This is a genomic window from Candidatus Poriferisodalis sp. (assembly GCF_965208555.1).
Lineage (GTDB): Bacteria > Actinomycetota > Acidimicrobiia > Acidimicrobiales > Poriferisodalaceae > Poriferisodalis.
In genome coordinates, this window is the sequence record NZ_OZ242342.1 from 2,131,484 (window position 1) to 2,156,150 (window position 24,667).

The window sequence follows — 24,667 nt, forward strand, 5'->3', positions numbered from 1 at the left end:
TCTCCCGCAGGCGGGGCCGACGGCCGCAGCGAGCAACACCTGATGCCTGCGTTCGCCAAGGCAGCCGCCGCCACGGATCCGACCGGGTTCGCTCTCGTCGACCCGAACGGCGTGATGACCTGGACGCAGGTGGACCTTGCGTTGAATCGCTGCGCGCAGGCGCTGCTGGCAACCGATCTCGGCCCGCGCCGGCGCATCGCCGTGTTCGCAGAAAACGCGGCCGAGGTGGCACTGGCCCACTTGGGCGGCCTGCTGGCCGGCTGCTCGTCCGTGCCGGTGAACTTCCATCTCAACGCCGCCGAGGCTGCCTACATCCTCAGCGACTCTGAGACCGAGGTGCTCTTCGTCGGCCCGTCCACTGCCGAACGGGGGCTGAGCGCAGCCCGCACGGCAGGGGTCAGCCACGTCGTCGGGTGGGGCTGCGACGGGCTGGACGGTGCGCTGCGGCGCAGCATCACACCCTGGGAGGAGTTCCTCGCCGACGCCGACGATGCGGACCCGCCCGACGAGATCACGCCGCTGCCGAACCTGCTCTACACCTCCGGCACCACCGGCCGGCCCAAGGGCACCGAGCTGCCGCCGACCATGTTCGCCGGCGGCACCAACATGAGCGAGCACCTGGCGGCCCTGGCCACCGGGCGCTTCGCGGGCTCGGGCACGCACCTGGTGGTGGGGCCGATGTACCACACGGGGCCGCTGTCGGGGATGCGCCTGCTGGCCACCGGCACCCCGTCGGTGATCCTGGGACGGTTCGACGCCGAGGCCACGCTCGCGGCCATCGACCGCTACCGCACGGGCAGCTCGGTGATGGTTCCCACCCACTTCGTGCGGCTGCTGGCGCTGCCGCCCGACGTCAGAGACCGGTACGACGTCAGCTCGATGCAGACGGTGGCCCATACAGGGGCGAGCTGCCCGGTCGACGTCAAGCGGGCGATGATCGCCTGGTGGGGCCCGGTGTTCTCCGAGGCCTATGGCGCCACCGAAGTGGGCACCGTGTGCTCGATCACGAGCGAGGAGTGGCTGGAGCATCCCGGATCGGTGGGCCGGCCGATCGGGCCGTTCTCCGCGCTGGTGCTCGACGAGGCAGGAAACGAGCTGGCTGCCGGCACCGAGGGCCGCCTGTACTTCCGTGACGCCACCGGGCGCGGGATGATCTACCCGAACGATCCCGAAAAGACCGCGGCGTCCAACCCCGAGCCCGGTCTGTTCACGCTGGGCGAGATCGGGCGCATCGACGACGACGGGTACGTCTACATCACCGACCGATTCAGCGACATGGTCGTCAGCGGGGGAGCCAACATCTACCCCGCTGAGGCTGAGCAGCTGCTGGCGGAACACCCGAAGGTCGCCGATGTGGCGTGCATCGGCGTGCCTCATCCCGAGATGGGCGAGGAGCTTCGGGCACTGATCGTTCCGGAGCAGACGACGCATGCTTCCGGCAGCGACTCTGATACGGGTGAACTTGCAGGCGAGCTTGCCGGGTGGCTGCGCGAGCGCTTGACGCCGATGAAGTGCCCCCGCAGCTATGTGCTGGTGGGCGATCTGCTGCGCAACACGATGGGCAAGATCAACAAGCGACGGCTGCGCGAGGCATATCTGGCAGGCGAGCTGCCGTTCCCCTGACGCCCGCAGGTCGAGCGTTCAGGGGCGATTCTCGACGTCGCCGCGTTACTGTCAATACCGCGGAGCTGGCAGAACACCAGTTGAGCCGGCCGAGGGAGGGCAGCACTCGTGAGCGATGTCGTCGAAATCAGGGGCATCAGCCGTGCCAAGGCGCCCGAGCCCGAGCTGAGCGCTCGTCCGATCACCGGCGAGCGCTATTTCTCCGCGGAGTTCGCGCAAGCCGAATGGGACGCCCTGTGGCCCCGGGTCTGGCAGATCGCCGGCCGCGTCGACCAGGTGCCTGCCGCAGGCGACTACGTCACCTACGACATCGGCCGCGACTCGATCCTGTGCGTGCGGGGCGATGACGACCGCATCCGCGCCTTCTTCAACGTGTGCCAGCACCGCGGCAATCGCCTGGTCAGCAGCGAGGTCGGCACGCTGGCAACCGGCGAGTTCCAGTGCGCCTACCACGGCTGGCGATTCGACACGGCAGGCGTGCTGCGTTGGGTGCACGATGAAGACGACTTCCCGCAGGGCAGCCCGTGCGGCAAGCGGAACCTGGTCGAGATCCCCTGCGACACCTGGGGCGGCTTCATCTGGTTCAACATGGACCCGGCGTGCGACGACCTGCGCTCGTGGCTGAGCCCGGTTGCCGACCACCTCGACGCCTACCGCATGGAGGACATGAAGCGCACCCACTGGGTCACCATCATCGGCGACTGGAACTGGAAGTGCGTGCAGGACAATTTCAACGAGAGCTACCACCTGCCCTTCGTCCACCCCCAGACGCTGCACTCCATGAATGAGCACCACAGTGGCTGCCAATTCGACATGTACCCCAGCGGCCACGCCCGGATGCTGATGCCCGGCGGGGGACCCGGGCCGCACTTCCGCGGCAAGACCAGCCGCACGCTGCAGAGCCTCAAGGCCGACATGGAGTTCTGGGAACTCGATGCCGAGCCGTTCACCGCCGACGTGAGCGGTCTGCGGGCTGCGCTGCAGCAGCGCAAGCGTGAGCTGGGCGCCAGCAAGGGCTACGACTTCTCGTCGTACTCAGACGAGCAGCTCACCGATCACTACCACTACACGGTGTTCCCCAACGTCAGCTTCTCCATGAAGCCCGACGGGTGCATCTGGCTGCGCGGCACGCCTCACCCCACCGATCCGCAGAAGTGCATCTTCGACATGTGGTACCTCACCCTCTTCCCCGAAGGAGCCAAGGAGTACTTCTCGAACTCCATGCGCGATTGGGTGTCCATCGACCACCAGGTGGAGCACCAGATCGGCAACGTCGGCGAGGTCTCGTGCGGGCCCGGCATCGATCAGGACGTCGCGATCTGGACGACCCAGCAGCAGGGCTTGCGGTCGAGGGGCTACCGCGGCGACTACATGCCCGCCCAGGAGCGCCGCATCCGCTTCTTCCACGACAACATCGACCGCTACCTCGCCATGGGGCCGCTGTGAGCGATGCTCCGCAGGCTGAGGCCGACTCAGTCAGCTCAGTCAACATCGGAGATGTGAGCGACCTTCGCGACGGCCAGCTCAGGTCGCTTGCCGAACTCGGCGCTCACGGCATCGTCGTGTGCCGCGTCGACGGGCAGCTGCACGCATTGGTCGACAACTGCAGCCACGCCGACACCCCCTTGAGCAGTGGGCGGCTGCGGGGCCCCGTGCTCGTCTGCCCGCTGCACGGTTCGGGCTTCGACGTGCGTGATGGCAGCGTGCAGGGGCCGCCGGCCTTCGAGGACGTGGCGATCCACGCGATCACCGAGACCGCCGAGGGTGCTGTCGTGGACTTGACGCCCCGAATGGTCGATGCCGACGACGGCGTCGACATCGGCGCTCGGCTCAAAACTCGCTGAACTGGCGGCTTCGCCACTCCCGTCACGCCGCCGCTGCGTTCTTGTCGCGCCGGCCGCAGTAGGGTCACCGGGCATTGTGCCCACGCGCAGCAGCGCGGTGGGCGCTCAGCAGCATGCGACGGGGGAGGCGTCAATGCAGGATCGGTGGTTCACCGACTACAAGCCCAGTGAGCGCTGGCCGCACTACACGCGGGCCAACGCCGGCGAGGTCATGCCGTCGCCGGTGACGCCCCTGTGCCAGAAATTCACCTGGGACGAGGGGATCATCCACGGGGCAGCGCAGGGCTCCTGCCGGGCCAGCCTGTACGAGCCCCACGAGTACGACCCCGTTCTGCCCGAGATATTCGGCTTCTTCGGCGGCCACTTCTACATCAACCTCTCGAACGTGCGGATGCAGGGCGTGCGCAATCCGGCGGTGACAGTGGAGCAGCTCGACACGGCGTTCTTCGGCGACCATCCCGATGTGCCGCCCTACGTGGAGCACCCCGACGACGCCAAGCCGCACCTGACCGATCCGATCATGGCCCACCTCGGCTGGATCATGACCCGCACCGACTGGCCCGATCTGCTCGACGACCGCGATCACGTGAACCAGGTGCGCAACGACCGCCCCGACCTCAGCACGCTCAGCGACGCCGAGCTGATCGAGCGGGCCCGCTCGACGCTGCCCGACCTGGTGTGGGGCTTCGACCAGCACTACATGTCGTCGAGTTCGTCAGGTGTAGCGCCCGGCATCCTCGGCGTGATCGGCGAGGCCATCGGCGACGCGACGATCCCGATGCGACTGCTCGCCGGGCTGGGCGATGTCGACTCCGCTGCGCCGAGCCATGCGCTGTGGGACATGTCGCGCACGATCCGCTCAGCGCCGTCGCTCATGGCGCTCTTCGACGCCGGGGTTGACGGTCTCGAACAGCGGCTGAGGTCGTCCGATGACGCCGCCGCGGTCGAACTCGCCGCCGACTTCGATGCGTTCCTGCACGAATACGGCAGCCGCGGTCCCAACGAATGGGAGATCAGCGCAGAGACCTGGGAGACCAAGCCGTCTCTGGTGCTGGCGATGCTCGACCGGGTCCGCCACCAAAACGACGACGAGTCGCCGCAGCGACGTGCGCAGGTCCGCGCAGCCGAACGCGAAGCGCTCGCGGACGAGGTGCGCGCCAAGCTGGCCGACATCGGCAACGACGAGCTGAGCGGGCAGTTCGAGGCGGCACTGGTGGCGGGCAACTTCATGGTCTTCCGCGAGCGCACGAAGACGAACATCATCAAGACGGTGCACGAGGGCCGGATGGTCTTCCGCGAGCTGGGTCGCCGCCACGCCAAAGCCGGCAGCATCGGCGACCCCTTCCACATCTTCATGCTGGTCTCGGCTGAGCTGGACGACTTCGTGGCCGATCCCGCCTCGTTCGGCGACACGCTGGCAGAACGTGATGCGCAGTGGCGGCAGCTCGCCGATCTGGTACCGCCGTTCATCATCGCCGACGGGCAGGTCCCTCCGCTGCGCGAGTGGCCTCGCAGGGGCGAGGAGGGGGTGCAACCCGCTGCTGCGGGCGACGTGCTCGCGGGGCTGGCCGGCAGTCCAGGCGTGTACACGGGACGTGCACGGGTGATCACCGACCCCGGTGACCCCGGTGCGCTGGGACCGGGCGACGTCATGGTGGCACCGAACACCGACCCCGGCTGGACGCCGCTGTTCATGACCGCCGGCGCGGCCGTGGTGAATGTCGGCGGGCAGATCAGCCACGCCATCATCGTGAGCCGCGAGCTGGGCCTGCCGTGCGTGGTCTCCGTGGAGGGCGCCACCGAGCGGATTCCCGACGGCGCCTTGGTGGAAGTCGACGGCAACACCGGCCAGGTGACCGTGTTGGAGGTGCCTCAATGAGCCGGCCGTTTCGCTTTGGAGTCCAAGCCTTCAGCGCCGATACGGCAGCGGAGTGGAAGGACTTGGCCCGGTCCGCTGAGGATCTGGGCTACAGCTGTCTGCACCTCGCCGACCACTACCTCGGTCCCGGCGCGGCGATGACCGCCGCAAGCCACCCGCCCCAGAACCTGGCTGCGCTGCCGGCAATGGCCACTGCCGCAGCGGTCACTCAGAACTTGCTCATCGGCGCAAGGGTGATGTGCGTCGACTACCACCAGCCGGTCGTGCTGGCCAAGTCCCTCGCCACGATCGACCTGCTGTCCGACGGCCGGCTCGAGCCGGGGTTCGGTGCGGGCTGGGTGACCAGCGAATACGAGGCGATGGGCGTGCCGATGGACCGGCCCGGCATCCGCATCGACCGCATGATCGAGCATGTGCAATTGGCGCGGGCGTTCTTCGCCGGTGAGGAGCTGGACTTCGACGGCGAGCACGTGCAGGTGCGTGACATGGCCGCTGTGCCTGCCTCGCCGCAATCCGGCGGGCCGCGCATCATGATCGGCGGCGGCTCGCCGCGCGTGCTGCGCACTGCGGGCGAGATGGCCGACATCGTGTCGATCAACTTCGACAACTCCGCGGGCAAGATCGGCGCCCACGGCATCGCGTCGGGCACTGCGGCAGGCACCGCCGCCAAGATCGACTGGGTCCGCGAGGGTGCCGGCGATCGCTTCGCCGATCTCGAGATCGAGATCGGCGCCTACTTCACGACCGTCACCGATGCGACGCAGCCGACGCTGGAGGCCATGGCCGGCGCCTTCGGGATGCCACCCGAAGAGCTGGCACGCCACCCGCATGCACTCATCGGCTCGGTAGCTGAGATCTGCGAGACCCTGCAGCAGCGCCGCGACACCTACGGCATCAGCTATCTGACCGTCGGCGGCGCGAACATGGAGGCGTTTGCGCCGGTGGTCGCAGCGCTGTCGGGCACCTAGCGGGAGGATCTTCCCATGGCCGAGACGCTCACTGACGAAGGCAACTCAGATGCTGCCGGCGCCGATGTCGACCCCAATGTCGACCCCGACGTCGAACTCAGCGACTTCGACCTGTTCGACCCTGCCGTGCAGCAGTGCCCGCACGCCTACTACGCCAAGATGCAGCAGGAGGCGCCCGTCTTTGAGGCCGCCATGCCGGGCTCGGAGCTGTACCTGATCACCCGCTATGACGACGTGGTCGAGGTGGTCCGCGACACTGACACGTTCTCCTCGGAGTTCGACACCAGCGGCTACATCAGCACTGAGCTGGCGGAACGCATGGCCGAGCTGTACCGGTCCGAAGGCGGCTACCCGCGTGTGCGGACCATGCTCACGGCCGATCCGCCGGCGCACACCCGCTTCCGGCGCCTGATCAGCAAGGCGTTCACGCCGAAGGTCATCGCAGATCTCGAGCCGACGATCCGCGACATCACCGCCGGGCTGATCGACGAGATGCTGACTGAATCAGCTCACGGATCTGCTGACGGCCCGGGGCTCGACTTCGTGGAGGCATTCGCTGTGCCGCTGCCGGTCACGGTGATAGCGAAGGCGTTGAACGTGCCCGATGACCGGCTTGCCGACTTCAAGCGCTGGAGCGACGCCTCCATCGCCGGCATCGGCACGAACATCAGCATCGACGAGCGTCTCGAAGCCGAACGTGAGGTGATCGAGTACCAGAAGTACTTCGCGCACCAGCTCGAGATCCGCAAGACGTCGCCGCAGGACGACCTGCTGACGAAGCTGCTCAACGCCCGCATCGACCGGGACGAGGACGGGATCGACGATGCCGAGGTATCCGAGGCACCGCTGACCATGGCCGAGATGCTCAGCATCATCCAGCAGCTGCTGGTTGCCGGCAACGAGACCACCACCAAGATGCTCACCGAGATGATGCGCCTGCTGGGCGAGCATCCCGCCGAGTGGGAGGCGTTGCGCGCCGACCCCGAGCGGGCCCGCTCGGTCGTCGAGGAGACCTTGCGCCTGTCGACCCCGACCCAGGGCATGTTCAGGGTGGTGCGCCACGACACCACCGTTGCCGGCGTCGACATTCCCGCCGGCTCACGGGTGGTGGTGATGTACTCCGCCGCGAACCGTGATCCCGAGATGTTCGACGAGCCGCAGTCGTTCTGCCCTGAGCGCGATGGCGCCACCAGTCACCTGGCGTTCGGCCGGGGCATCCACTTCTGCGTCGGGGCGGCCCTGTCGAGGCTCGAAGGCAAAGTGGCCCTCGAGGAGCTTGCGCGTCGGCTGTCGTCGTTCGAGCTAGACGCCGGCAACACCTTCGAGTACCACCCCAGCTTCATGCTGCGCGGGCTCAAGCGGCTGGATGTGCACCTGACCGCAGCCTGAGGGCCGCGCGGGCTCGGGGCTCAGACGGTCTCGCCGAGCGCCCAGCGGATCGCGCGACGCAGCAGCTCGTAGTACTGGGGCTTCGTCCACGAGCACCGCTCGATGGTGGGGTAGTACGCCAGCACCGGCGCCATGTCCCAGTGTCCCCGGCAGTGGCCGAGCGTGTTGTAGAGCACCGCGCCTTGCCCCAGCGGCCTCAGATACTGAATCAGGTGCGTCTCGTCGCTGTCGGTCCAGTCGGACTCGGCAAAGCCGCGTGCGTCGCCCTGCCAGCGCGTCTGCAGCAGGGGCTGCAGTGCGTCGCGGTCGTGGTACTCCATCAAGTACAGCTCGTCGTCGGTGTCGAAGGGCTCGATATCCGCGACCAGCCAATGAGCTGGGTCGGCAATCTCGACCGGGTAGGGCTGTATCGGCGGATGCGCGATGAACTGGCTGCCCAGCGTGTGCGCCCAGGTCGGGAACACCCGCGGCGATTCCACGCCGTTGGGGCGGCCGAGATCAAGCGCAGCGTTCGTGCCATGCAGCGCAACCCAGCGCCCGCCGCCGCGCACCCAGTCGGCGATCGTCTCTTGCGCCCCGGCAGACGGCCGCACGTCGCAGGTGTAGCTGACCAGGAATGCACCCTCGCAGATGGCATCCGCGGCCTCGTAGTCGGGCCAGACGGTCACCCGGACGTGAGGGTGCTCGGCGAGCAGCCCTAGCAGCTCGGCCCGGGCGAAATCGATGTCGTGGTACTTGCCGCCGGCTACGAGGTGCGCGTCGATGCGTGCAGGCGGATCGCTGCCCGCGCCGTCACGCTGGTCGCCGTCGGGACTCAATAGTTGACTCGCTTGGTGAAGCCGCCGTCGACGGTGAGATTCGCGCCGTTGATGTGCTTCGCGGCATCCGAGGCCAGGAACACCACCGCGTTGGCGACATCTTGCGCCGTGCCCAGTTCGCCACGCGGGTGCGACTTCTGCGTGGCGGTGAAGAAGTCGGCCATGTGGTCCTTGATCATGTTCCAGTCGCCGCCCTCGATGAAGATCGGGCCGGGCTGCACGACGTTGCAGCGGATGCCTTGGGCACCGAGCACCTGTGCCTGGCCCAAGGTCCAGTTGGTGACGGCTGCCTTGAATGCGGAATAGCTGCTCGACCCGGTCGCGAAGTGCTCGGCGACCGCGGTCGTGCCGATGCTGATGAGCGATCCGCCGCCGTCAGCCAAGGCCTCCTGCGCGGCGGCCACGCCGCCCACGAGCGCTTGGAGGTCGACATTGAAGTTGTTGATCCAGCCCTCCAGCTTGCGCTGCGGCTTGGCCGACGTGTTGTGCACGTAGATGTCGATCCCGCCGAGCTGCTCCGCAGAGCTGTTCACCCACGCGGTCAGGCTGTCGAGATCTCCCGCGTCGACGGCGCTGCCGCAGACCGTGCCGCTGGCGGAGAGCTCGTCCAACGCCGCAGCGACACCGTCGGCATCGCGCGCGCAGATGGCCACCGATGCGCCTTCGGCAAGCAGCGTCTCGGTCACCGCCCTGCCGATGCCTTTGGTGGAGCCGGTCACCAGCGCCCTCTTGCCGTTCAACCCGAGATCCATGTCTGTCTCCCTCTTGCTTCCTGAGTGCTGTGCCGCCTCAGCGAGGCACATCCTTCCACGGGATGCCGCGGTCCACGCGTGGTTCTGGGTGCAAGCCGAGCACCCGCTCGCCGATGATGTTGCGCTGCACCTCGTCGGAGCCGCCGGCGATGCGGTAGCCGGGCGCCCCCAGCACGTGCTCGCCCCATGCGTAGGTGCCCCACTCGCCCGTGTCGGCCACCAGACGGGGCCCCAGGATCTGCGAGATCACCTCGGACATCAGCCGCATCCCTTCGGTCCACTTCAGCTTGCCGAGCGAGCCCTCGGGCCCGGGCGTGCCGCCCCTGGCCAGGTCGGCGGCTCGGCGGTTCAAGTGGCCTTCGGACTGCAGGTGCAGGTACAGGCGCATCATCGCGTCGCGCACCACTGGACGGTCGGCGACGCCCAGGAACTCGGCCGTCGAGCGCAGTTGGCGCCATGATCCGCCCGGCCGCCGGCCGCCGCCGCTGCCCCCGCTGGCTGAGTGGTCGCGCTCGAAGCCGAGCGTGGTGAGCGCCACCTTCCAGCCCTCGCCCTCGTCGCCCATCCGCAGCTCGTCGCCGAGCCGGACGTCGTCGAAGAACACCTCGTTGAACGAGGTTCCGCCGCTCATCTGCTTGATGGGGCGGACCGTCACCCCGGCCAGATCGAACGGCAGCATGAACGCCGTCATGCCCTTGTGCTTGGGCTGGTCGGGATCGGACCTGGCGATGAGCAATCCGAAGTCGGCGAACTGCGCGCCGGAGCTCCACACCTTCTGCCCGTTGACGATCCACTCGTCGCCGTCGCGGACGGCACGGCAGCCGAGCGACGCCAAGTCGGAGCCGGCGCCAGGCTCCGAGAACAGCTGGCAGCAGTAGAGATCGGTCCGGAGCAGGTCGCCGATGAATCGTTCCTTCTGCTCCGGCGTCCCGAAGGCGCGGACGGTAGGCGCCATCAGACCCACCGTCACGCTGAACAGTTCATGGCTGTCGGGCACCTCGAACTCGCGCTCGAGGCGGCTGTACGCCCGTGCGTGCGCTGCGCTCAGTCCGAGCCCGCCCTGGGCGACGGGCCATCTCACGGCGTGGTAGCCCTGCGTGGCCTTGAGCTGGTTCCAGCTGCGCAGCCGTTCGAGCAGGTCGGACTCCTCGTCAAAGCTCATGTCGTGGAACACCGACACGCTGAAGGAGCCCTCGCCCCAGGCGATCTGGTCGGTGTTGCCGTTCGGTGTCGCTGCAGCGGGTTTCGGGTCGGCGTGCCGGCGGAGCCAGTCGGCGGCCTGCGCCGTGAACTCCTCAACAGTGGGCTGGGTCATGCGATCTGCTTCGACTGTGGCGTTCGAGCCGTTCGAGCGGGCCCGTCCTGCCAGTCAGGCTGGCCGGCTCAGCCCATGCCGTCGGCGAGCACGGCGCGGCCGTTGGTGGTCGCTCCCAAGCGGATGCCCACGACGGCCTGGTAGTCGTCCGACTCGTATGCCGCCCGAGCGGCCTCCATGGTGGGATATTCGATGACAACCGTCTGCGCCCCGGCGTCGCCTTCCTTGACGACCGACGCTGGGTCGAGCACGAGCAGTTTGCCGCCGCCCGCCATGATCGGCGCCGCTCCGCGCTGGTACTCCTTGTACTTGTCGGGGTCGACAACGTCGTAGTTCGCAATCAGGTATGCAGGCATCCGCCCGGTCTAGCAGGCCGTGCGGCGTGTCGCCGGTGCTGGCTACGGTGAGCCCATGAGCGAAACGCCCCCCACCTCGCCGAACGGCTACGAGCGGATCACCTACGAGATGCCGGCTGACGGTGTGGCTCGCATCATGCTGAACCGTCCCGAGGCGGCCAACGCGCAGGACAAGCTGATGCTGTACGAGCTGACCGATGCGTTCGGGGTCGCCGCCGCAGATGACGAGGTGAAGGTCATCATTCTCGGGGCGAACGGCAAGCACTTCTCCTCCGGGCATGACCTGCGCGACCGGTCGTCGTTCGAGAGCTTCGACACCGTCGGACCGGTGGCGGGCTTCGACAAGCCCGGGGCCGAGGGCTGGATGTCGACCGAGCAGGAGATCTACATGGGCTTCTGCGCCCGGTGGCGTGATGTCCCGAAGCCGACGATCGCGCAGGTGCAGGGCAAGGTGATCGCGGGCGGGCTGATGCTGGTGTGGCCGTGCGATCTCGTCGTGGCCAGCGAGGACGCCACCTTCTCCGATCCTGTCGTGGCGTTCGGCGTGAACGGCGTCGAGTACTTCGCGCATGCATTCGAGCTGGGCGCCCGCCGAGCCAAGGAGCTGCTGTTCACCGGCGAGTCCATGTCGGCTGCCGAAGCACGCGATGTCGGCATGGTGAACCGGGTCGTGCCCCGCGACGAACTGTCGCAGGCCACGCTCGACCTCGCGGTGCGCATCGCCTCGCGGCCCTCCATGGGACTGAAGCTGGCCAAGATGTCGGTGAACCAGTCAGTCGATGCGATGGGCTTCCCGCAGGCGTTGCAGCAGGCATTCGGCCTGCAGCACGTCGGTCACGCGCACAATCAGTGGGTGCACGGGATGCTGGTGGATCCCACCGGCGCGGAGGTCATCCGGGCCGACGCCAGCGCCGGCCGCTAGGAGGCTGAGCCGGCAGGCGAAGCCCGCCGCGGGGCGTCAGACGTCGCTGTTGCCGCCCGAGACCCGTCCGGGCGGCATCACCACCTCGACGTTGCCGGAACGCCACATCGGGATGACCGTGCGCTCGCAGATGCGCCAGCCCTCCGCGGTGCGGACGTAACGATCCTCGTACCGGCCGCCGATCTCGAACACGTCGCCGCCGTCAGGCATCTTGCGCACGTGCTGGGCGCGCAAGTAGCAGCGGCCCCGGGCCGTGTCGCCCTCGATGACGATCTGGTGGTTGCCCACGAAATGCTGGCTGTCGTCGAGCGGGGTGAGTGCCCCCGACACGCGGGCAATGATCTCGTCGACGCCGTGCTGGCCGCCCAGCCCCAGGTCGGTCACCGCGTCGGGGGTGAAGACCCGGCGCAGCACCTCCCAGTCACGGGTGTCCAGCGCCCAGCAGTAGTCGACGGTGAGCTGGACGATGGCTGCCCGGTCAGCGCTGCCGAGATCCGCCGGCGGGAACGGGTCGCTCACGGCCGGCCCGTCGCCGGGGCGAACTGCGCGGGGAAGCGTGCCGCTCATACGAGTGTCCATCCTCCGTCGACTGCGAGGTTCTGGCCGGTGACGTAGCTGGACGCAGTGCTCGACAGGAAGAGCACGGCGTTGGCGATCTCTGCCACCTCGGCCGACCGGCCGAGCGGGATGTTCGACGACCGCTGGGTCATCAGCGGTCCCATGAGGCCGCTGACCGACGGGTCCTGCGGCCACAGCGGCGGCAGCTCGCCCGAGCGCATCCTGGCCAGCGTCGGCACCGGTACGTGCCCGGGGCTGACGGCGTTCACCCGGATGCCGTGGGGTGCCAGGTCGACAGCGAGGCTGCGGGCGAACTGGATCGCTGCAGCCTTGGCCGAGTCGTAGCCGGTGCCCAGGCACGGCAGCAGGCCGTCCACCGAGGCAATGACGACGATGGTGCCGGTCCGCCCGCCCTCGACCATCGACGTGGCTGCCGGCTTGGAGCAGTGAAACAGCCCGGCGAGGTTGACATCGATCGAGCGCTGCCAGCTCTCGGTGGGCTGGTCCAGGATGCTGCCCGCCTCGCGATAGGTGCCGGCGTTGTTCACCAGCAGGTCCAGCCCGTCGATGGCGCGCACCGTCTCGTCAGCTTGAGCAGGGTCGGTGACGTCGAGCCGCACGGCGTCGCCGCCGATCTCGGCTGCGACCCGGGCCGCACCAGCCTCGTCGATGTCCCCGATGGTCACCGACGCCCCTGCGGCGCTCAGCGTGCGGGCGATGCCCTCGCCGATGCCGGTCGCCCCGCCGGTCACCAGTGCGACCCTGCCGTCCAGGCTCAGCAGCGAGCCGATGGATGCGTCCACGCGCACAGAGTAGGGGCAGTGCGCGAGCGCTCGCCTGTCGGCGGGCACCTACAATCCCCCGGAGCCGAACGGGCGGGGGCTGATGGGCGAACTCAGTGGATTGGTTGCATGCGTGACCGGCGGGACGCGCGGCATCGGGCGTGCAACGGCCGAGGCATTCGTGCGCGAGGGCGCAAGCGTGGTGGTCAACGGCCGCAGCCCGGAAAAGGGCGCACGTGCGGTGGAAGAGATGGACTCGGAGATGGGCGCCGGCGACCGGGTCCATTTCATCGCCGGCGATGTGAAGCAGCGGGCCGACTGCGAGGCCGTCGTCAACGGCACCGTCGACCGGTTCGGCAAGATCGACATCCTGTTCGCCAACGCGGGCGGCGCCAGCGGGCACGCCCCGGTGGCGGATCTCACCGATGAGGCCATGGCCGACTCGCTGGACTGGAACTTCTGGCACACCTTCTGGACGATGAGGGCAGCGCTGGCCCACATGGTCCCCCAGGGCAGCGGGCGCATCATCGCCATGTCATCGGTCGAGGGCAAGGTCGGCAAGCCCGGCATCTCCATCTACGTGGCGGCGAAGCACGCCATCAACGGCTTGGTGAAATCGTGTGCGCAAGAGGTGGGGCCGCTCGGCATCACCGTCAACGCTGTGTGCCCCGGCGCCATCGAGACCGACATCATGGCCGTCGAGGGGCCGCCGGCCGCCGAGGCCATGGGTCTCACCTACGAGCAGCTGCTCGATCAGTTCGCGCAGGAGTCGGCGATCAAGCGACTCAACGAGGTCGAAGATGTCGCCGAGGTCTGCGTGCTGCTGGCGTCCGAAGCAGGAGGCGGGATCAGCGGCTCGCTGATCTCCATCGACGGCGGCACGGCGCCGTACTAGGGGGTCAGAGCCATGGCAGCAGACGGTTCAACCAACGGGTCAGGCAAGCTGGCGGGGCGTGTGGCCTGCATCACCGGCGGCACCCGCAGCATCGGGCGCGGCATGGCCGAGGCGTTCTTGGCCAGCGGTGCTCAGGTGGTCGTCAACGGGCGCGACACCACCAAGGGTCAGCGAGCCATCGACGAGATGTGCAGCGCTCTGGGTGTCACCGAGGCCGATGTCGCCTTCTTCGCCGGGGATGCCGCTCTTCAGGACACCGTCGAGGGGCTGGTCGACTTCGCCATCGAGAGATTCGGGCAGCTCGACATCTGCTGCCTGAACAGCGGGGGAGTGCAGCAGACCGCACCGGTGTTCCAGATGAGCGACGAGGAGTGGAACCTCGAAGTCGACTGGAACTTGAATCACGTGTTCTGGGGGATGCGCCGCGCCTTGCAGCACATGGTGCCGCGCCAGTCCGGCCGCGTGATCGTCACGTCGTCGGTGGAAGGCAAGCTGGGCAAGCCCGGCATCCCGGGATACGCCGCCACCAAGCACGCGGTGAATGGCCTGGTGAAAGCTGCTGCGGCCGAGGTGGGCACGCTGGGCATCACGGTCAACGCGATCCTGCCGGGGCTGATCGAGACCGACATCGTGCGCGCCACCGGTCCGGCCAGCGCGGAGGCGATGGGCCTCGGCAGCTACGAGGCACTGCTGGACGCGTTCGCACAGGAATCGGCCATCAAGCGCCTCAACACTGTCGAGGAAGTCGCGGCGGTGGCGGTGCACCTTGCCTCCGACGCAGCCCGCAACATGACCGGCTGCATGTTCCCGGTGGACGGCGGCACGCTGCCGTATTGACGGGCGCGGCTGGTGCCGCGGCTACAGCACCACCGATGCCTCGATGTCGACGACGTGGTTCAAGATGCGCGTCGCGTACGCCTCGGCCCACTTGGCGCCTCGCTCGTTGCCGGTGTCGAAGGTGCCGATGAGCGCCATGGCGCCTGACAGGTAGTACAGCGCCGCTTCCCGGTAGGCCCGCAGCGCGTCGTCGAAGGCGTAGTCGACGCCGTGGTCGGTGATTCCTGCGTGCCAGCGACGCAGCAGCGCCTCCCAATGCTCCACAGCGCTGGCGTGGGGCACGCTGGTGCCGACCAGATAGGCGACATCGGCGACGCCGCGCCCGGCGAGCGCCAACTGGAAATCGATGAAGGCGACCTCTCCGCCGCCGTCTTTGGCGAAGAAGATGTTGTCGAGACGGGTGTCGGTGTGGATCAGCGTGGTCGGGCCGGCGGCCGTGCGCTCGAGGAGCTCCTCGAAGCGGGGGTCGAGCGCCAGCGCCACATCGATCGACTGCGCCGGCACGCGATCTGCCCAGTCCGATTGCAGGCCACCGAGCCCTGCCCGGTAGAGGCCGGGCACCACGGCGGTGTACTGCGGCGCGTTCGGCTTCGGCAGCCAGGTCATGTCGTCGAGGTCGGGGCTCTGCCACCAGTGAGCATGAAAGTCGGCCAGCGCATCGACGACCTGTTCGGCCTGGGTGATCGTGGCGCCGATGATCTGGTCGCCCACGTCCCAGTCGGTGCTCATGTCTTCGAGCAGCAGGACGAAATGACCGTCGTCGCCGCGCGCCACCAGCCGGCACGCCGGTGCGTGCATCGGCGAGCGGTCCAGCACATGTTCGAACATGTTCATCTCGCGCTCGTAGATGCCCAGCATCTGGGCGACGTGGAGGTTCGCCGGCTCGGTGCAGGGCATCTTGGCCACCAGCGAGGTGGCGGTGCCGTCGTCGAGCGTCAGCGACAAGCGCGCGATCTCGCCGAAGATGCCAGTGCCGTCCCCGATGTCGGTGGCGGCGACCCCCACGATGGCTCGGCCACCGCTGACGGCACTCCCGTTGCCGCCTACGGCGTCATTCAGCCACTCGACGCTGATGTCAGCGGGCGTTGCCGGCAGTTCCACGGGTTCCCTCCCAGATCGGCGCCGCGGGATGCAGTCTCCAGCCTCCGGGTGGCGCAAGGCCCGGCGGCTGTCCGGTGATCATGCCGACGAAGTGATTCTCGGCGCAGTCGTGATTCCCCGGTCTGCCAGTTCCTTCGCGATCTGCTCGCGGAGCACGAACTTCTTGACCTTGGTGCCCGACATCGGCCATTCCTCCACGAAGCGCACATAGCGCGGCACCCGGTAGGTGGCGATCTTGCCGCGGGCGAAATCGATGAGCTCCTGCTCGGTGGCCGTCGCGCCTGCCTTGAGCTGGATGAAGGCCGCAGGCACCTCGACGTACTTCTCGTCGGGCGCTGCGACGACCTGCGCGATCTCCACGGCGGGATGCGTCAGCAGGTAGCCCTCGACTTCCGCGGCCGACACGTTCTCCCCGCCCACCTTCAGCATGTCCTTCACGCGGCTGTCGAAGGTGACCCGTCCCTGCGCGTCCATCCGGACGACGTCACCGGTGCGGAAGAAACGCCGGTCGTCGAACGACGCCTCGGTCAGCTCGGGGTCGCGGAAGTACCCGTCGAATGCCTGCGGCCCGCGGTACCACAGCTCTCCGGTGCCGGGGAGCTCCAAGGGCTCGCCGGTGTCAGGGTCGCGGATCTCGCAGTCCATGCCCGGCAGCGGGAAGCCGCCGGTGGTGACGCGCATGTCCAGCGGATCGTCGAGGTCGCCGAGGGTGAGGAAGGCGCAGGCCTCTGTCTGGCCGAAGCAGCTCACCATGGTCGCGTTGGGCGTCGATTCCTGGATCTGCCGCAGCCGCTGCTCCACTCCCACGCACATCAGCACTTCGAGGGAGTCGAGATCGCCGTCGGCCCGGTTCGGATGCCCGATGACCGGCAGCCAGATGGTCTCGAAGCCAGGCAGCGCCACGTTGCAGGCTTCGTCACGAATCTGCTGCAGCGCGAATGCGGGGTCGAAGAAGCCCACGTGGACATAGGTTCCGCCGGTGTAGAGCGTTCCGAGTGCGAAGCCCACCCCGCCGATGTGGAACATGGGCAGCGCCGTCCAGACGCGGGCATCGCCGCCGACGCGCATGCGGCCGACCAGCGATGCGTCGGCGAAGCGGCAGAACGCCTCATGGCTGAGCATGGCGCCCTTCGGAGCGGCCGTCGTGCCCGACGTGTACATGATCACTGCCGTGTCACGCACGCGCACCGACGCCTGCCGTCGCCGCACTTCGGAGCCAGTGACGCGTGCGGCGCCGGCATCGAACCCTGCCTGGTCGACGAAGCCAGGTGCGCCATCCTCGGAGAGCACGACGACAGCGGCGAGTTCGGGGGCGTCGACCAGGCTCAGTGAGCCCGCCGTGGCCGATGCCAGTTCCGGCAGCGTCTCATTGAGCAGTTCGACGAAGTCGGCGCCTGCGGGCGGGCGCGTGGTCAGCAGCACCTTCATGCCGCTGTGGACGACCACCTGCGACAGCTCGTAGGACTTGAAGCGGGCGTTCAGGGGCACCGTGACTGCACCGATCTTGGCGGCACCCAGCAGAACGCCGACGGAGTGAACGCACTCGTGGAAGAAGTAACCCACACGGTCGCCCTGGCCGACGCCGAGCGCGACGAGACCTCTGGCGTAGTGATCGGACAATTCGTCGAGCTCGCCGTAGGTGCGGCGGTCGGTCCCGATGACCAGTGCTTCACGCTCGGGGTGGGCCTCGGCCCGCTGGCCGATCAGGTCTCCGAGGGTCGTCACGTTGATCCAGCGGTGTTCGCCGTGCTGCGCCCGTGCGTCGTCGTCGCTCACGTCAGTCCCCCCGGCCGCAGGCCATCTGGCGAGGAAACTAGCGGTCCGCGCCGAGAGCGTCCCGTTCAGCAGGGGCGGGCTTGGCTCAGCACCGACCGCATCCCGTCAGCGGCCGACTGTGCGGCTGCGGCGACGGAGCCCTCCCACAGCTGCTGCGAGCACACTTCGAGGCCGATCGGTGCGATCGAGCCGAGACGGTCGAGGATGCGGATCATCTCTTCCAGCGCGAACTCCCCGCGGCCCGGCGGGACACGATTCGTCAGGCAGTCCTCGAGGTAGTCGGGATGCTGGGGCAGGATCGTCCCGTCGTTGAACTGCGTCGCGAAGATCTTCGCTCCGTCGAGCCGGCGCAGGTCGTCGAGATCGTTGGTGGAGCGGGTGAGGTGCCAGGCATCGAAGCAGAAGCCGCCGTTGGGCCGGTCGGCCTCGCCGACGATCGCGTCGGCGACGGCGGCGTTCTCGATGTTGGTGAGGGAGGGAACCCATTCCAGGCCCACCAGCAGGCCGTGGCCGGCGGCCCGGTCGCACAGCGAGGCGAATCCCGTCGCGGCCTGGGCGATCGAGCCGGTGTAGTTGCCGATGGCCTGCAGGTACCGGCAGCCGAACCGGTCCGCCATCTCGAACGCCAGCGCTTCCTGCGACGTGCATGCCTCGTCGGCGCGGTCGGGGCTGGCCCAGCCCCGCACAACCTCGATGTTGGCGATCACCAATCCGGTCTCAGCGAGTGCCTGCTCGATTCGCTCCACCTCGCTCGCATCGGTCCGAAGTCGTTCCCACGCCCCCAGGTACAGCCCGATCGCAGCGAAGCCGGCGTCGGCCGCGGCCCGGATCCGTGCCGGGACGTCGTCGAACCGGGGACGGCTGAAGTGATCCCAGACGAGATCGTCAGGGCCCAGGTCACGCGCGTTGCGGTTCACCTCTCAAGTCTCGCGTGTACCGCGGATACTGTCCCCGTCATGGGTGATGACTCGTTGGAAGCCGGTTCGTCGGCAGCACCGGGGGCCGCGCGCGGTCCCGGCCCGACGCTGCGGGAGCAGATACTGGCTGATCCCATCCGGCCGCCGGACCCGCTGCTGGTGGAGTCGCCGGTGTTTCTCGGCGACGAGAACCTGTCCTTCGAGCCGTACCTCAGCACCGCCTACGCCGAGCAAGAGGTTCGCCACGTCTGGGGCAAGACGTGGCAGTGGGCGTGCCACGTCGACCACATCCGGGAGCCGGGCGACTATTGCGTCTATGACGTCGGCCCGTACTCGGCGCTGGTCGTGCGGGCACCCAGCGGCGAGATCAAGGCCTACTTCAACTCCTGCATGCACCGGGGCACGCAGCTGCGCCCGGCGGGGTCATGCGGCTTCGCGCAGCAGATCAAGTGCCCGTTCCACGGCTGGACGTGGTCGCTGGACGGCCAGCTGATCGAAGTGCCGTCGGACTGGGACTTTCCCCATGTCGACCCTGCGAGCCACGGCCTGACGGAAATGCCGGTCGGGGAGTGGGCCGGTTTCGTGTTCGTGAACTTCGACCGTGACGCGGGACCGCTCGATGAGTACCTGGGCGTGCTGCCCGACCATTTCGCCGAGGTGTGCGGCGAGTGGGGCCTCGAGAATCGCTATATCGAGACGCACCTGCGCAAGCGCCTGCCGTGCAACTGGAAGGCCGCGGCGGAGGCGTTCATCGAGGCGTATCACGTGCGCGAGACCCACGCCACGGGCCGGCCCGGCGACGAGGTGACCACGCAGTACGACGTCTTCGAGCCGAACGTTTCCCGTTTCATTCACACCATCGGCATGGACGGCCCCGAACGGCCGGTGCCCAGGACCGAGCAGCAGATGCTGACGCACCTGACGCGCAACATCCGCCACGGCATGGAGCCGCTGGAGCTCCCCGAGGGCCAGCGCGCACGTGACTTCTACGCCGACTTCACCAAGTCCCAGCTCGGCACCCAGTACGGCCACGACTTCTCTGGGCTGAGCGAATCGGTGACGCTGGACAGCATCGAGTACTTCCTGTTCCCCAACGCGTTCTTCTTCCCCGGCCTGTCGTTGCCGATGGTGTACCGGTTCCGGCCGGACCCCGACGATGTCGACTTCAGCTATTTCGAGCTGCTGATGATGCGGCCGCGGCCTGCTTCGGGTGACGCTCCGCCGCCCCCGCAGGTCATCGAGCTCGATGTCGACGACAGCTACACGAAGGCGGCCGGCCTGGGCGGGCTCGGTCGGGTGTACGACCAGGACACGGCCAATATGGCCGCTCAGACGAGGGGCTTCAAGGCGAGTGCCAGGGGCACCCAGACGCTTGGCAATTACCAGGAGTCGCGCGTGCGCCATCTGCAACGCAGAGTGCGCGAGTGCATCGCGTCGGGCGAGGCGGCAGTGTGATCGCCACCGGTGAGGCGGTGTAGCTGCCGCTCAGTCCCACAGCGGGTCGGGGTCGTCGCCCCGCCCGCTCGGCACCCAGCGGTCGCCCATCGTTGCTCCGACTGGCTCGACCTTGCTCCAGTCGACGCGCAGGCGGCGTCGAGCGATCTTCCAGCTCCCGCCACGTTCGGTGAAGCGGTCGATGTATCGGCCGTTGAACGTATGCAGCCTGCTGCCGTCTGCGGCTTCTTCCCAGTGGTAGGCGAGCACGTAGCTCTCGACCGTGGCGACGCGTTCTGCCTCGGAGTCAGCGCTGTCGAATTCGATGGCCGTGTTGCTGATCCGGTGCTGGGTTGCGGCGAACTTCCGCTTGAGCGTGCCAGGAGCGTGCTGCGCGAATTGCTCGATGCTCATCGGCTCGGCGCCGTAGTCGTGCAGCATTGCGCCCGGGTGGAACGCTGCCGAGATGAGTTCTGGCCGCAGCCGATCGATGCCCCGGCAGTACGACAGCAGCGCATCGTGAATCTGTTGTCGAGCCGCAGCCTCGGCACGGTCAGCCGCTTGTGTCATGCCCGTGAACCCCCGTCCACGACGAGCAGATGCCCGTTCACGAAGCAGGCGAGCTCGCTCGCCAGGAAGAGCGCGGCGCGCGCAATGTGATCTGGATCGCCGGCGGTCCGCAGCGGATTGGCGGCGATCACTGCTTCGATGTCGAGTCCGCTGGCCAGCAGCGCCGCGGTTTCCGTTCGTACGCCCGGTGTGTCGATGACGCCTGGAGCGATCGCGTTCACCCGGATGCCCTTCGGACCGAGTTCGTTGGCGAATGCCCGGGTCAGTGCGACCAGGGCTGCCTTGGAGGCGCTGTAGGCGGAGATGTTCGCCCCGCCGCCGATGGCTGCGATGGAGGCCATGTTGATGATGCAGCCGCCGTCCGGCATTCGCTTGGCGGCCTCCCGGGCGGTGCTGAACTGAGCCCGGACGTTGACCTCGAGCATCCGGGTGACGAACTCGTCTGTCGCTTCGAGCATCGAGCCCGTCGTGGGGTAGATGCCGGCGTTGTTCACCAGGATGTCGATGATGTCGGCGGACCCGCCGCCCGCCGCGCACACCATGTCCAAAGCGCCGGCGACGTCACCGGCGTCGGTGATGTCGCAGTGTGCGAAAGCTGCGCCGAGGTCCGCGGCGGTCGAGGCGGCATCGGGATCGAGGTCGGCGATGGTCACCGTGGCACCGGCTTCGACGAATCGCGCAGCAACCGCCCGTCCGATTCCCTTTCCCCCACCGGTGACGAGCGCCTGCTGGCCGCTCAGATCGATCAGAGCTTCGAGGGGCCGCGAGCCCAAGCCGTTCTCGTTCACGGGATGAATCTAGAGGTGCCGATGCCATCGATGTCGATGCTCACCTGACAGCATCGCCACGCACGCGGGTGCATCGGGCGACCCAGTGCGCGAGCCTTGGCGGGGCGCCAAGCGGCTCCGAACTGCGGGCGGTGAAGGGGGGAGCGGGAGATGTCAGAGAACGTCGAGATCGAAAACCACCTCGGCCCCGACACGCAGAGAGCGGACGTCGTCGTGCTCGGCAGCGGCGCGGCCGGGTTGGTCGCTGCCATCGCCGCCGCTGACAGCGGCGCATCGGTCGCGCTGATCGAGAAGTCGGATCTCATCGGCGGCACCACGTCGATGAGCGGCGGCATCATCTGGATGCCGGTGAACCACCTGCAGGCTCCTGCCGGCATCGCCGACAGCCGCGAACAGGCACTGGCCTACCTGGACGCGCTGTCGCTGGGCCAGATTGACTCCGACATGGCAGCCACGCTCGTTGACACCGGGCCGGAGGCACTGCGCCATCTCACGGAACGCACGCCGTGCAGCTTCCACTTGATTCCCAGCTACCCCGACTACCACCCCGAGCATCCCGGCGGATTGCCCGGCGGCGGCCGCTCGCTCGACAATGCGCTGTTCAGCTACGACGAGCTCGGGGACTGGGCGGGGCGGGTGCGCAATGACCGCGGCGCCCACCCGATCATGCTCACCGAGACGCCATTGGGCGGCGCCACCGAACTGCCGCCGACCGAAGTGCTCGTCGGGCGAGCGAAGCGAAACGAGTTCGGCATGGGGCTCGGGCTCGTGGGAGCGCTGCTTCGGGGTCTCCTCGACCGGGGTGTCGAGCCGATGCTCCAAGCTCCGGCTGCACGCCTGATCACGGCGGACGCGGCCGGCGACCCGACCGGTAAGGGCGAACGCGACGCTGACACCGCGGTGCGCGTACACGGCGTGGAGCTGGCCGATGGACGCATGATCAGTGCCGGCGCGGTGATCATCGCGACCGGCGGTTTCGAATGGAATCCCGAGCTCACAGCGGCGTTCCTGCGAGGTCCGATGACGGCGCCCGCTGGCTCTCCGACCAACACCGGCGATGGGCTTGCCATGGCGATGGCCGCCGGTGCCCGTCTCGGCAACATGTCGAGCGCGTGGTGGGTGCCGGTGGTGCGGGTTCCCGGCGAGGAGAGCTTCGGGCATCCACGGGTGCGACTGATACTGCTGGAGCGAACCCGACCGGGGTCGATCATGGTGAACTCCGCCGGCACCAGATTCACCAACGAGGCCGGCAACTACAACGCCATGGGCGGAGCGTTCCACACGTTCGACCCGGCCGGCTTCACCTACCCGAACCTGCCCTGCTGGCTGGTGTTCGACCACCGGCACAAGCTGAGCTACGACGTCGCCGGCGCGCCGCCGGGGCCGGATGCGCCCGACTGGATGCACCGCGCTGAGACCCTCGACGAGCTTGCTGCGGCGATCGGGGTTCCGGCGCCGGCGCTGGGGGCGACCGTGGCCCGTTTCAACGCCGATGCCGCACAGGGGCGCGATGCCGAGTTCGGCCGCGGCGACAGCGCGTATGACACCTTCAACGGCGATCAGCGCATCGCAGGGGTCGGCGCGACGCTCGGACCGCTGGAAACAGCCCCCTACTACGCCGTCGAGATCGAGCTGGGCACGCTGGGCACCAATGGCGGCCCCAAGACCGACACGAGATGCCGAGTGCTGGCGACTGCCGGCGGGGTGATCGGCGGGCTGTACGCCGCGGGCAACGCCATGGCCGCACCGACCGGGATGCTGTACGGCGGCGCCGGCGGGACCCTCGGCCCTGCCATCACGACGGGCTTCATCGCCGGCCGCGATGCTGCTCGCACCGTGACCGCGGGCGGACCTCAGCGCTCGATGTAGTCGCCCAGCAGGGGCTGCATGCGCATGTGGTCGGGGATGCGCTCGGCGCCGATGACCCGATCGAGCTGCTCGTGCAGGTGCCAGATGCGGCGTTCCTGGTAGTTGATGGGAATGCCGCGCAGCGCCGGCGACTCCATCGACTCCTGCATCGGGGCCATGTTCATCATGTCCTCGTCCATGATCTGGTCGAACCCCGTGCGGCGTTCCTGCCAGTGCGGCGGCAGATCGCCCTCGCCCCAGGCGTGAGTGCCGTCGACCGTGGGCGCGTAGTAGATCCAGTCGAGTCGGGTCGTGCGCTTGTCCATCGGCCAGAACAGCAGCAGGGGGAATCCGATCCGCCCGAACGGGATGATGATGTTCGGGAACAGGCTGAGGGCTGTGCTGGTGCAGTCGACCATGGCAGGGACGCGCTCGGCCGTCGCGAACGGGCCCTGGTCCAGAAACTTCCAGTCGTCCCAGCTCTCCATACCCATCCGCTGGCAGTTCTGCTTCGAGTACGGGGTGATCATGCGGCTGTGGCCGTTCGGGTACAGGCCCATCGCGGCACCGCGGTTGTCGAGCACGGACACGCCCTTGCGGGAGTGGATGTGACGGAAGTGGTACACCTCCAGGAACGCCTCGGCGGTGACTTTCCAGTTGCAGGGGACGGCCACGCTCTTGCGGTACACCTCGCGCAGCAACTCGCAGTCGAACGGCTCGAAGATCTCCGCGATCGGGCCGATCCAGTCCGCCAGCGGCGGTGCGCTGAGGTCGCGGTTCACGAAGATGAAGCCGCCGAACACCTCGCAGCTCGCCTGCGGCAGGCACCGGGTGGAGGGGTCCAAGTCGATGAAGTCGCGCTCGTCCGGCAGCGAGACCAGCGTTCCCCCGTCGATCTCGTAGGTCCACGAGTGGTACTGGCAGCGCAGCCGGCGTGAGCTGCCGCGGTCATCGCGCACCACCGGCGCACCCCGGTGCTGACACGTGTTGTAGAAGCACCGGATCTGCCCGTCGGTGCCGCGCACGATCAGCAGCGGCACGCCCAAGTCCTTGAACACGAAGTAGTCGCCGGGCGCTGCGACATCTTCCGCACGCCCGGCGATCACCCACGTGCGCGGCCACATGTGCTCGTTCTCGAGCATGGCGAAGTCGTCGGTGATGTGCCGCTCGACAGGAATGTCGTGGAACGCGGGGAAGCCATCCGGCGGGCCGGTGCGCTCGAATTCGTAGGACATGTCCGAGCGGATGCGGTCGATCAGTGCGGTGTCCATGTGCACGTGCCTCTAGGGGCTGCA

Annotated in this window: 23 protein-coding genes; 11 read left to right on the top strand and 12 right to left on the bottom strand. The window is 68.1% G+C overall.

What is annotated here, in order from left to right; translation table 11 throughout:
• Nucleotides 1-42: 42 nt before the first annotated feature.
• The 6 genes from ACOGXE_RS09940 (at nucleotide 43) to ACOGXE_RS09965 (ending at nucleotide 7,703) form a co-directional block, all read left to right on the top strand.
• The gene (locus ACOGXE_RS09940; RefSeq protein ID WP_419930755.1) at nucleotides 43-1,623 is read left to right on the top strand and encodes an AMP-binding protein; all 1,581 of its coding nucleotides are present in this window, start codon (nucleotides 43-45) and stop codon (nucleotides 1,621-1,623) included.
• A 108-nt stretch (nucleotides 1,624-1,731) separates the two neighbouring features.
• Nucleotides 1,732-3,069 carry an aromatic ring-hydroxylating oxygenase subunit alpha gene (locus ACOGXE_RS09945; RefSeq protein WP_419930756.1) on the top strand — a complete coding sequence of 446 codons (1,338 nt, stop codon included), beginning with the start codon at nucleotides 1,732-1,734 and terminating at the stop codon, nucleotides 3,067-3,069.
• A 53-nt stretch (nucleotides 3,070-3,122) separates the two neighbouring features.
• Nucleotides 3,123-3,467, top strand: coding sequence for a Rieske (2Fe-2S) protein (locus ACOGXE_RS09950; RefSeq protein WP_419930757.1), 345 nt, complete (start codon nucleotides 3,123-3,125; stop codon nucleotides 3,465-3,467).
• A gap of 133 nt (nucleotides 3,468-3,600) precedes the next feature.
• Nucleotides 3,601-5,346, top strand: coding sequence for a PEP-utilizing enzyme (locus ACOGXE_RS09955; RefSeq protein WP_419930758.1), 1,746 nt, complete (start codon nucleotides 3,601-3,603; stop codon nucleotides 5,344-5,346).
• A complete protein-coding gene (locus ACOGXE_RS09960) occupies nucleotides 5,343-6,314 on the top strand; it encodes a TIGR03621 family F420-dependent LLM class oxidoreductase (protein WP_419930759.1) in 972 nt (323 codons plus the stop codon). The genes ACOGXE_RS09955 and ACOGXE_RS09960 overlap by 4 nt, the downstream gene beginning before the upstream one ends.
• Before the next feature lie 15 nt (nucleotides 6,315-6,329).
• Nucleotides 6,330-7,703, top strand: coding sequence for a cytochrome P450 (locus tag ACOGXE_RS09965; RefSeq protein WP_419930760.1), 1,374 nt, complete (start codon nucleotides 6,330-6,332; stop codon nucleotides 7,701-7,703).
• A 20-nt stretch (nucleotides 7,704-7,723) separates the two neighbouring features.
• Here ACOGXE_RS09965 and ACOGXE_RS09970 read toward each other — a convergent pair whose 3' ends face one another.
• From ACOGXE_RS09970 to ACOGXE_RS09985, 4 genes are all read right to left on the bottom strand, one after another.
• Nucleotides 7,724-8,521: a ThuA domain-containing protein gene (locus tag ACOGXE_RS09970; RefSeq protein WP_419930761.1), complete on the bottom strand. Its 798-nt coding sequence runs from the start codon at nucleotides 8,519-8,521 to the stop codon at nucleotides 7,724-7,726.
• Nucleotides 8,518-9,273, bottom strand: coding sequence for an SDR family NAD(P)-dependent oxidoreductase (locus ACOGXE_RS09975; RefSeq protein ID WP_419930762.1), 756 nt, complete (start codon nucleotides 9,271-9,273; stop codon nucleotides 8,518-8,520). Before ACOGXE_RS09975 ends, ACOGXE_RS09970 begins: the two co-directional genes overlap by 4 nt.
• A gap of 37 nt (nucleotides 9,274-9,310) precedes the next feature.
• The gene (locus ACOGXE_RS09980; RefSeq protein ID WP_419930763.1) at nucleotides 9,311-10,588 is read right to left on the bottom strand and encodes an acyl-CoA dehydrogenase family protein; all 1,278 of its coding nucleotides are present in this window, start codon (nucleotides 10,586-10,588) and stop codon (nucleotides 9,311-9,313) included.
• A gap of 68 nt (nucleotides 10,589-10,656) precedes the next feature.
• A complete protein-coding gene (locus tag ACOGXE_RS09985) occupies nucleotides 10,657-10,944 on the bottom strand; it encodes a DUF1330 domain-containing protein (protein ID WP_419930764.1) in 288 nt (95 codons plus the stop codon).
• A 55-nt stretch (nucleotides 10,945-10,999) separates the two neighbouring features.
• Between ACOGXE_RS09985 and ACOGXE_RS09990 the strand changes: the two genes are divergently transcribed.
• Nucleotides 11,000-11,866: an enoyl-CoA hydratase gene (locus ACOGXE_RS09990; protein ID WP_419930765.1), complete on the top strand. Its 867-nt coding sequence runs from the start codon at nucleotides 11,000-11,002 to the stop codon at nucleotides 11,864-11,866.
• A gap of 36 nt (nucleotides 11,867-11,902) precedes the next feature.
• On the opposite strand, the gene ACOGXE_RS09995 is transcribed toward ACOGXE_RS09990, so the two are convergent.
• Together ACOGXE_RS09995 and ACOGXE_RS10000 are read right to left on the bottom strand one after the other, a co-directional pair.
• Nucleotides 11,903-12,433 (bottom strand): nuclear transport factor 2 family protein, encoded by a 531-nt coding sequence (locus tag ACOGXE_RS09995; RefSeq protein ID WP_419930766.1) that lies wholly within the window; start codon nucleotides 12,431-12,433, stop codon nucleotides 11,903-11,905.
• Nucleotides 12,430-13,227 (bottom strand): SDR family NAD(P)-dependent oxidoreductase, encoded by a 798-nt coding sequence (locus tag ACOGXE_RS10000; RefSeq protein WP_419930767.1) that lies wholly within the window; start codon nucleotides 13,225-13,227, stop codon nucleotides 12,430-12,432. Before ACOGXE_RS10000 ends, ACOGXE_RS09995 begins: the two co-directional genes overlap by 4 nt.
• Nucleotides 13,228-13,339: 112 nt before the next feature.
• Here ACOGXE_RS10000 and ACOGXE_RS10005 point away from each other — a divergent pair, with 112 nt between their 5' ends.
• Nucleotides 13,340-14,101, top strand: coding sequence for an SDR family NAD(P)-dependent oxidoreductase (locus ACOGXE_RS10005; RefSeq protein WP_419930768.1), 762 nt, complete (start codon nucleotides 13,340-13,342; stop codon nucleotides 14,099-14,101).
• Nucleotides 14,102-14,113: 12 nt separating this feature from the next.
• Nucleotides 14,114-14,938 (top strand): SDR family NAD(P)-dependent oxidoreductase, encoded by an 825-nt coding sequence (locus tag ACOGXE_RS10010; protein WP_419930769.1) that lies wholly within the window; start codon nucleotides 14,114-14,116, stop codon nucleotides 14,936-14,938.
• A gap of 21 nt (nucleotides 14,939-14,959) precedes the next feature.
• Here the strand turns inward: ACOGXE_RS10010 and ACOGXE_RS10015 are convergent, their stop codons facing one another.
• The 3 genes from ACOGXE_RS10015 to ACOGXE_RS10025 all read right to left on the bottom strand — a co-directional run bounded on the left by ACOGXE_RS10015 (nucleotide 14,960) and on the right by ACOGXE_RS10025 (nucleotide 18,732).
• Nucleotides 14,960-16,039, bottom strand: a complete 1,080-nt coding sequence (locus ACOGXE_RS10015; protein ID WP_419930770.1) for a phosphotransferase — start codon at nucleotides 16,037-16,039, stop codon at nucleotides 14,960-14,962.
• A gap of 78 nt (nucleotides 16,040-16,117) precedes the next feature.
• Entirely contained in the window at nucleotides 16,118-17,815 is a 1,698-nt protein-coding gene (locus ACOGXE_RS10020; protein WP_419930771.1) for an AMP-binding protein, read from the bottom strand.
• Nucleotides 17,816-17,880: 65 nt separating this feature from the next.
• Nucleotides 17,881-18,732, bottom strand: a complete 852-nt coding sequence (locus ACOGXE_RS10025; RefSeq protein ID WP_419930772.1) for a sugar phosphate isomerase/epimerase family protein — start codon at nucleotides 18,730-18,732, stop codon at nucleotides 17,881-17,883.
• A 39-nt stretch (nucleotides 18,733-18,771) separates the two neighbouring features.
• Between ACOGXE_RS10025 and ACOGXE_RS10030 the strand changes: the two genes are divergently transcribed.
• Nucleotides 18,772-20,187, top strand: a complete 1,416-nt coding sequence (locus tag ACOGXE_RS10030; RefSeq protein ID WP_419930773.1) for an aromatic ring-hydroxylating oxygenase subunit alpha — start codon at nucleotides 18,772-18,774, stop codon at nucleotides 20,185-20,187.
• Nucleotides 20,188-20,217: 30 nt separating this feature from the next.
• On the opposite strand, the gene ACOGXE_RS10035 is transcribed toward ACOGXE_RS10030, so the two are convergent.
• On the bottom strand, nucleotides 20,218-20,736 hold the full coding sequence (locus tag ACOGXE_RS10035) for a nuclear transport factor 2 family protein (RefSeq protein ID WP_419930774.1): 519 nt from the start codon (nucleotides 20,734-20,736) through the stop codon (nucleotides 20,218-20,220).
• A complete protein-coding gene (locus ACOGXE_RS10040; protein ID WP_419930775.1) occupies nucleotides 20,733-21,524 on the bottom strand; it encodes an SDR family NAD(P)-dependent oxidoreductase in 792 nt (263 codons plus the stop codon). The genes ACOGXE_RS10035 and ACOGXE_RS10040 overlap by 4 nt, the downstream gene beginning before the upstream one ends.
• 150 nt (nucleotides 21,525-21,674) lie before the next feature.
• On the opposite strand from ACOGXE_RS10040, the gene ACOGXE_RS10045 reads away from it, so the two are divergent.
• The gene (locus ACOGXE_RS10045; RefSeq protein ID WP_419930776.1) at nucleotides 21,675-23,393 is read left to right on the top strand and encodes an FAD-dependent oxidoreductase; all 1,719 of its coding nucleotides are present in this window, start codon (nucleotides 21,675-21,677) and stop codon (nucleotides 23,391-23,393) included.
• Here the strand turns inward: ACOGXE_RS10045 and ACOGXE_RS10050 are convergent.
• Entirely contained in the window at nucleotides 23,378-24,643 is a 1,266-nt protein-coding gene (locus ACOGXE_RS10050; RefSeq protein ID WP_419930777.1) for an aromatic ring-hydroxylating oxygenase subunit alpha, read from the bottom strand. The two genes, ACOGXE_RS10045 and ACOGXE_RS10050, sit on opposite strands and share 16 nt — an antisense overlap.
• Nucleotides 24,644-24,667 lie beyond the last annotated feature (24 nt).

Coding starts and splice junctions, on each gene's coding strand:
- ACOGXE_RS09940 (WP_419930755.1), top strand. CDS start 43: ATGCCTGCGTTCGCCAAGGCAGCCGCCGCCACGGATCCGACCGGGTTC.
- ACOGXE_RS09955 (WP_419930758.1), top strand. CDS start 3,601: ATGCAGGATCGGTGGTTCACCGACTACAAGCCCAGTGAGCGCTGGCCG.
- ACOGXE_RS09960 (WP_419930759.1), top strand. CDS start 5,343: ATGAGCCGGCCGTTTCGCTTTGGAGTCCAAGCCTTCAGCGCCGATACG.
- ACOGXE_RS09965 (WP_419930760.1), top strand. CDS start 6,330: ATGGCCGAGACGCTCACTGACGAAGGCAACTCAGATGCTGCCGGCGCC.
- ACOGXE_RS09975 (WP_419930762.1), bottom strand. CDS start 9,273: ATGGATCTCGGGTTGAACGGCAAGAGGGCGCTGGTGACCGGCTCCACC.
- ACOGXE_RS09980 (WP_419930763.1), bottom strand. CDS start 10,588: ATGACCCAGCCCACTGTTGAGGAGTTCACGGCGCAGGCCGCCGACTGG.
- ACOGXE_RS09985 (WP_419930764.1), bottom strand. CDS start 10,944: ATGCCTGCATACCTGATTGCGAACTACGACGTTGTCGACCCCGACAAG.
- ACOGXE_RS09990 (WP_419930765.1), top strand. CDS start 11,000: ATGAGCGAAACGCCCCCCACCTCGCCGAACGGCTACGAGCGGATCACC.
- ACOGXE_RS09995 (WP_419930766.1), bottom strand. CDS start 12,433: ATGAGCGGCACGCTTCCCCGCGCAGTTCGCCCCGGCGACGGGCCGGCC.
- ACOGXE_RS10010 (WP_419930769.1), top strand. CDS start 14,114: ATGGCAGCAGACGGTTCAACCAACGGGTCAGGCAAGCTGGCGGGGCGT.
- ACOGXE_RS10030 (WP_419930773.1), top strand. CDS start 18,772: ATGGGTGATGACTCGTTGGAAGCCGGTTCGTCGGCAGCACCGGGGGCC.
- ACOGXE_RS10035 (WP_419930774.1), bottom strand. CDS start 20,736: ATGACACAAGCGGCTGACCGTGCCGAGGCTGCGGCTCGACAACAGATT.
- ACOGXE_RS10045 (WP_419930776.1), top strand. CDS start 21,675: ATGTCAGAGAACGTCGAGATCGAAAACCACCTCGGCCCCGACACGCAG.
- ACOGXE_RS10050 (WP_419930777.1), bottom strand. CDS start 24,643: ATGGACACCGCACTGATCGACCGCATCCGCTCGGACATGTCCTACGAA.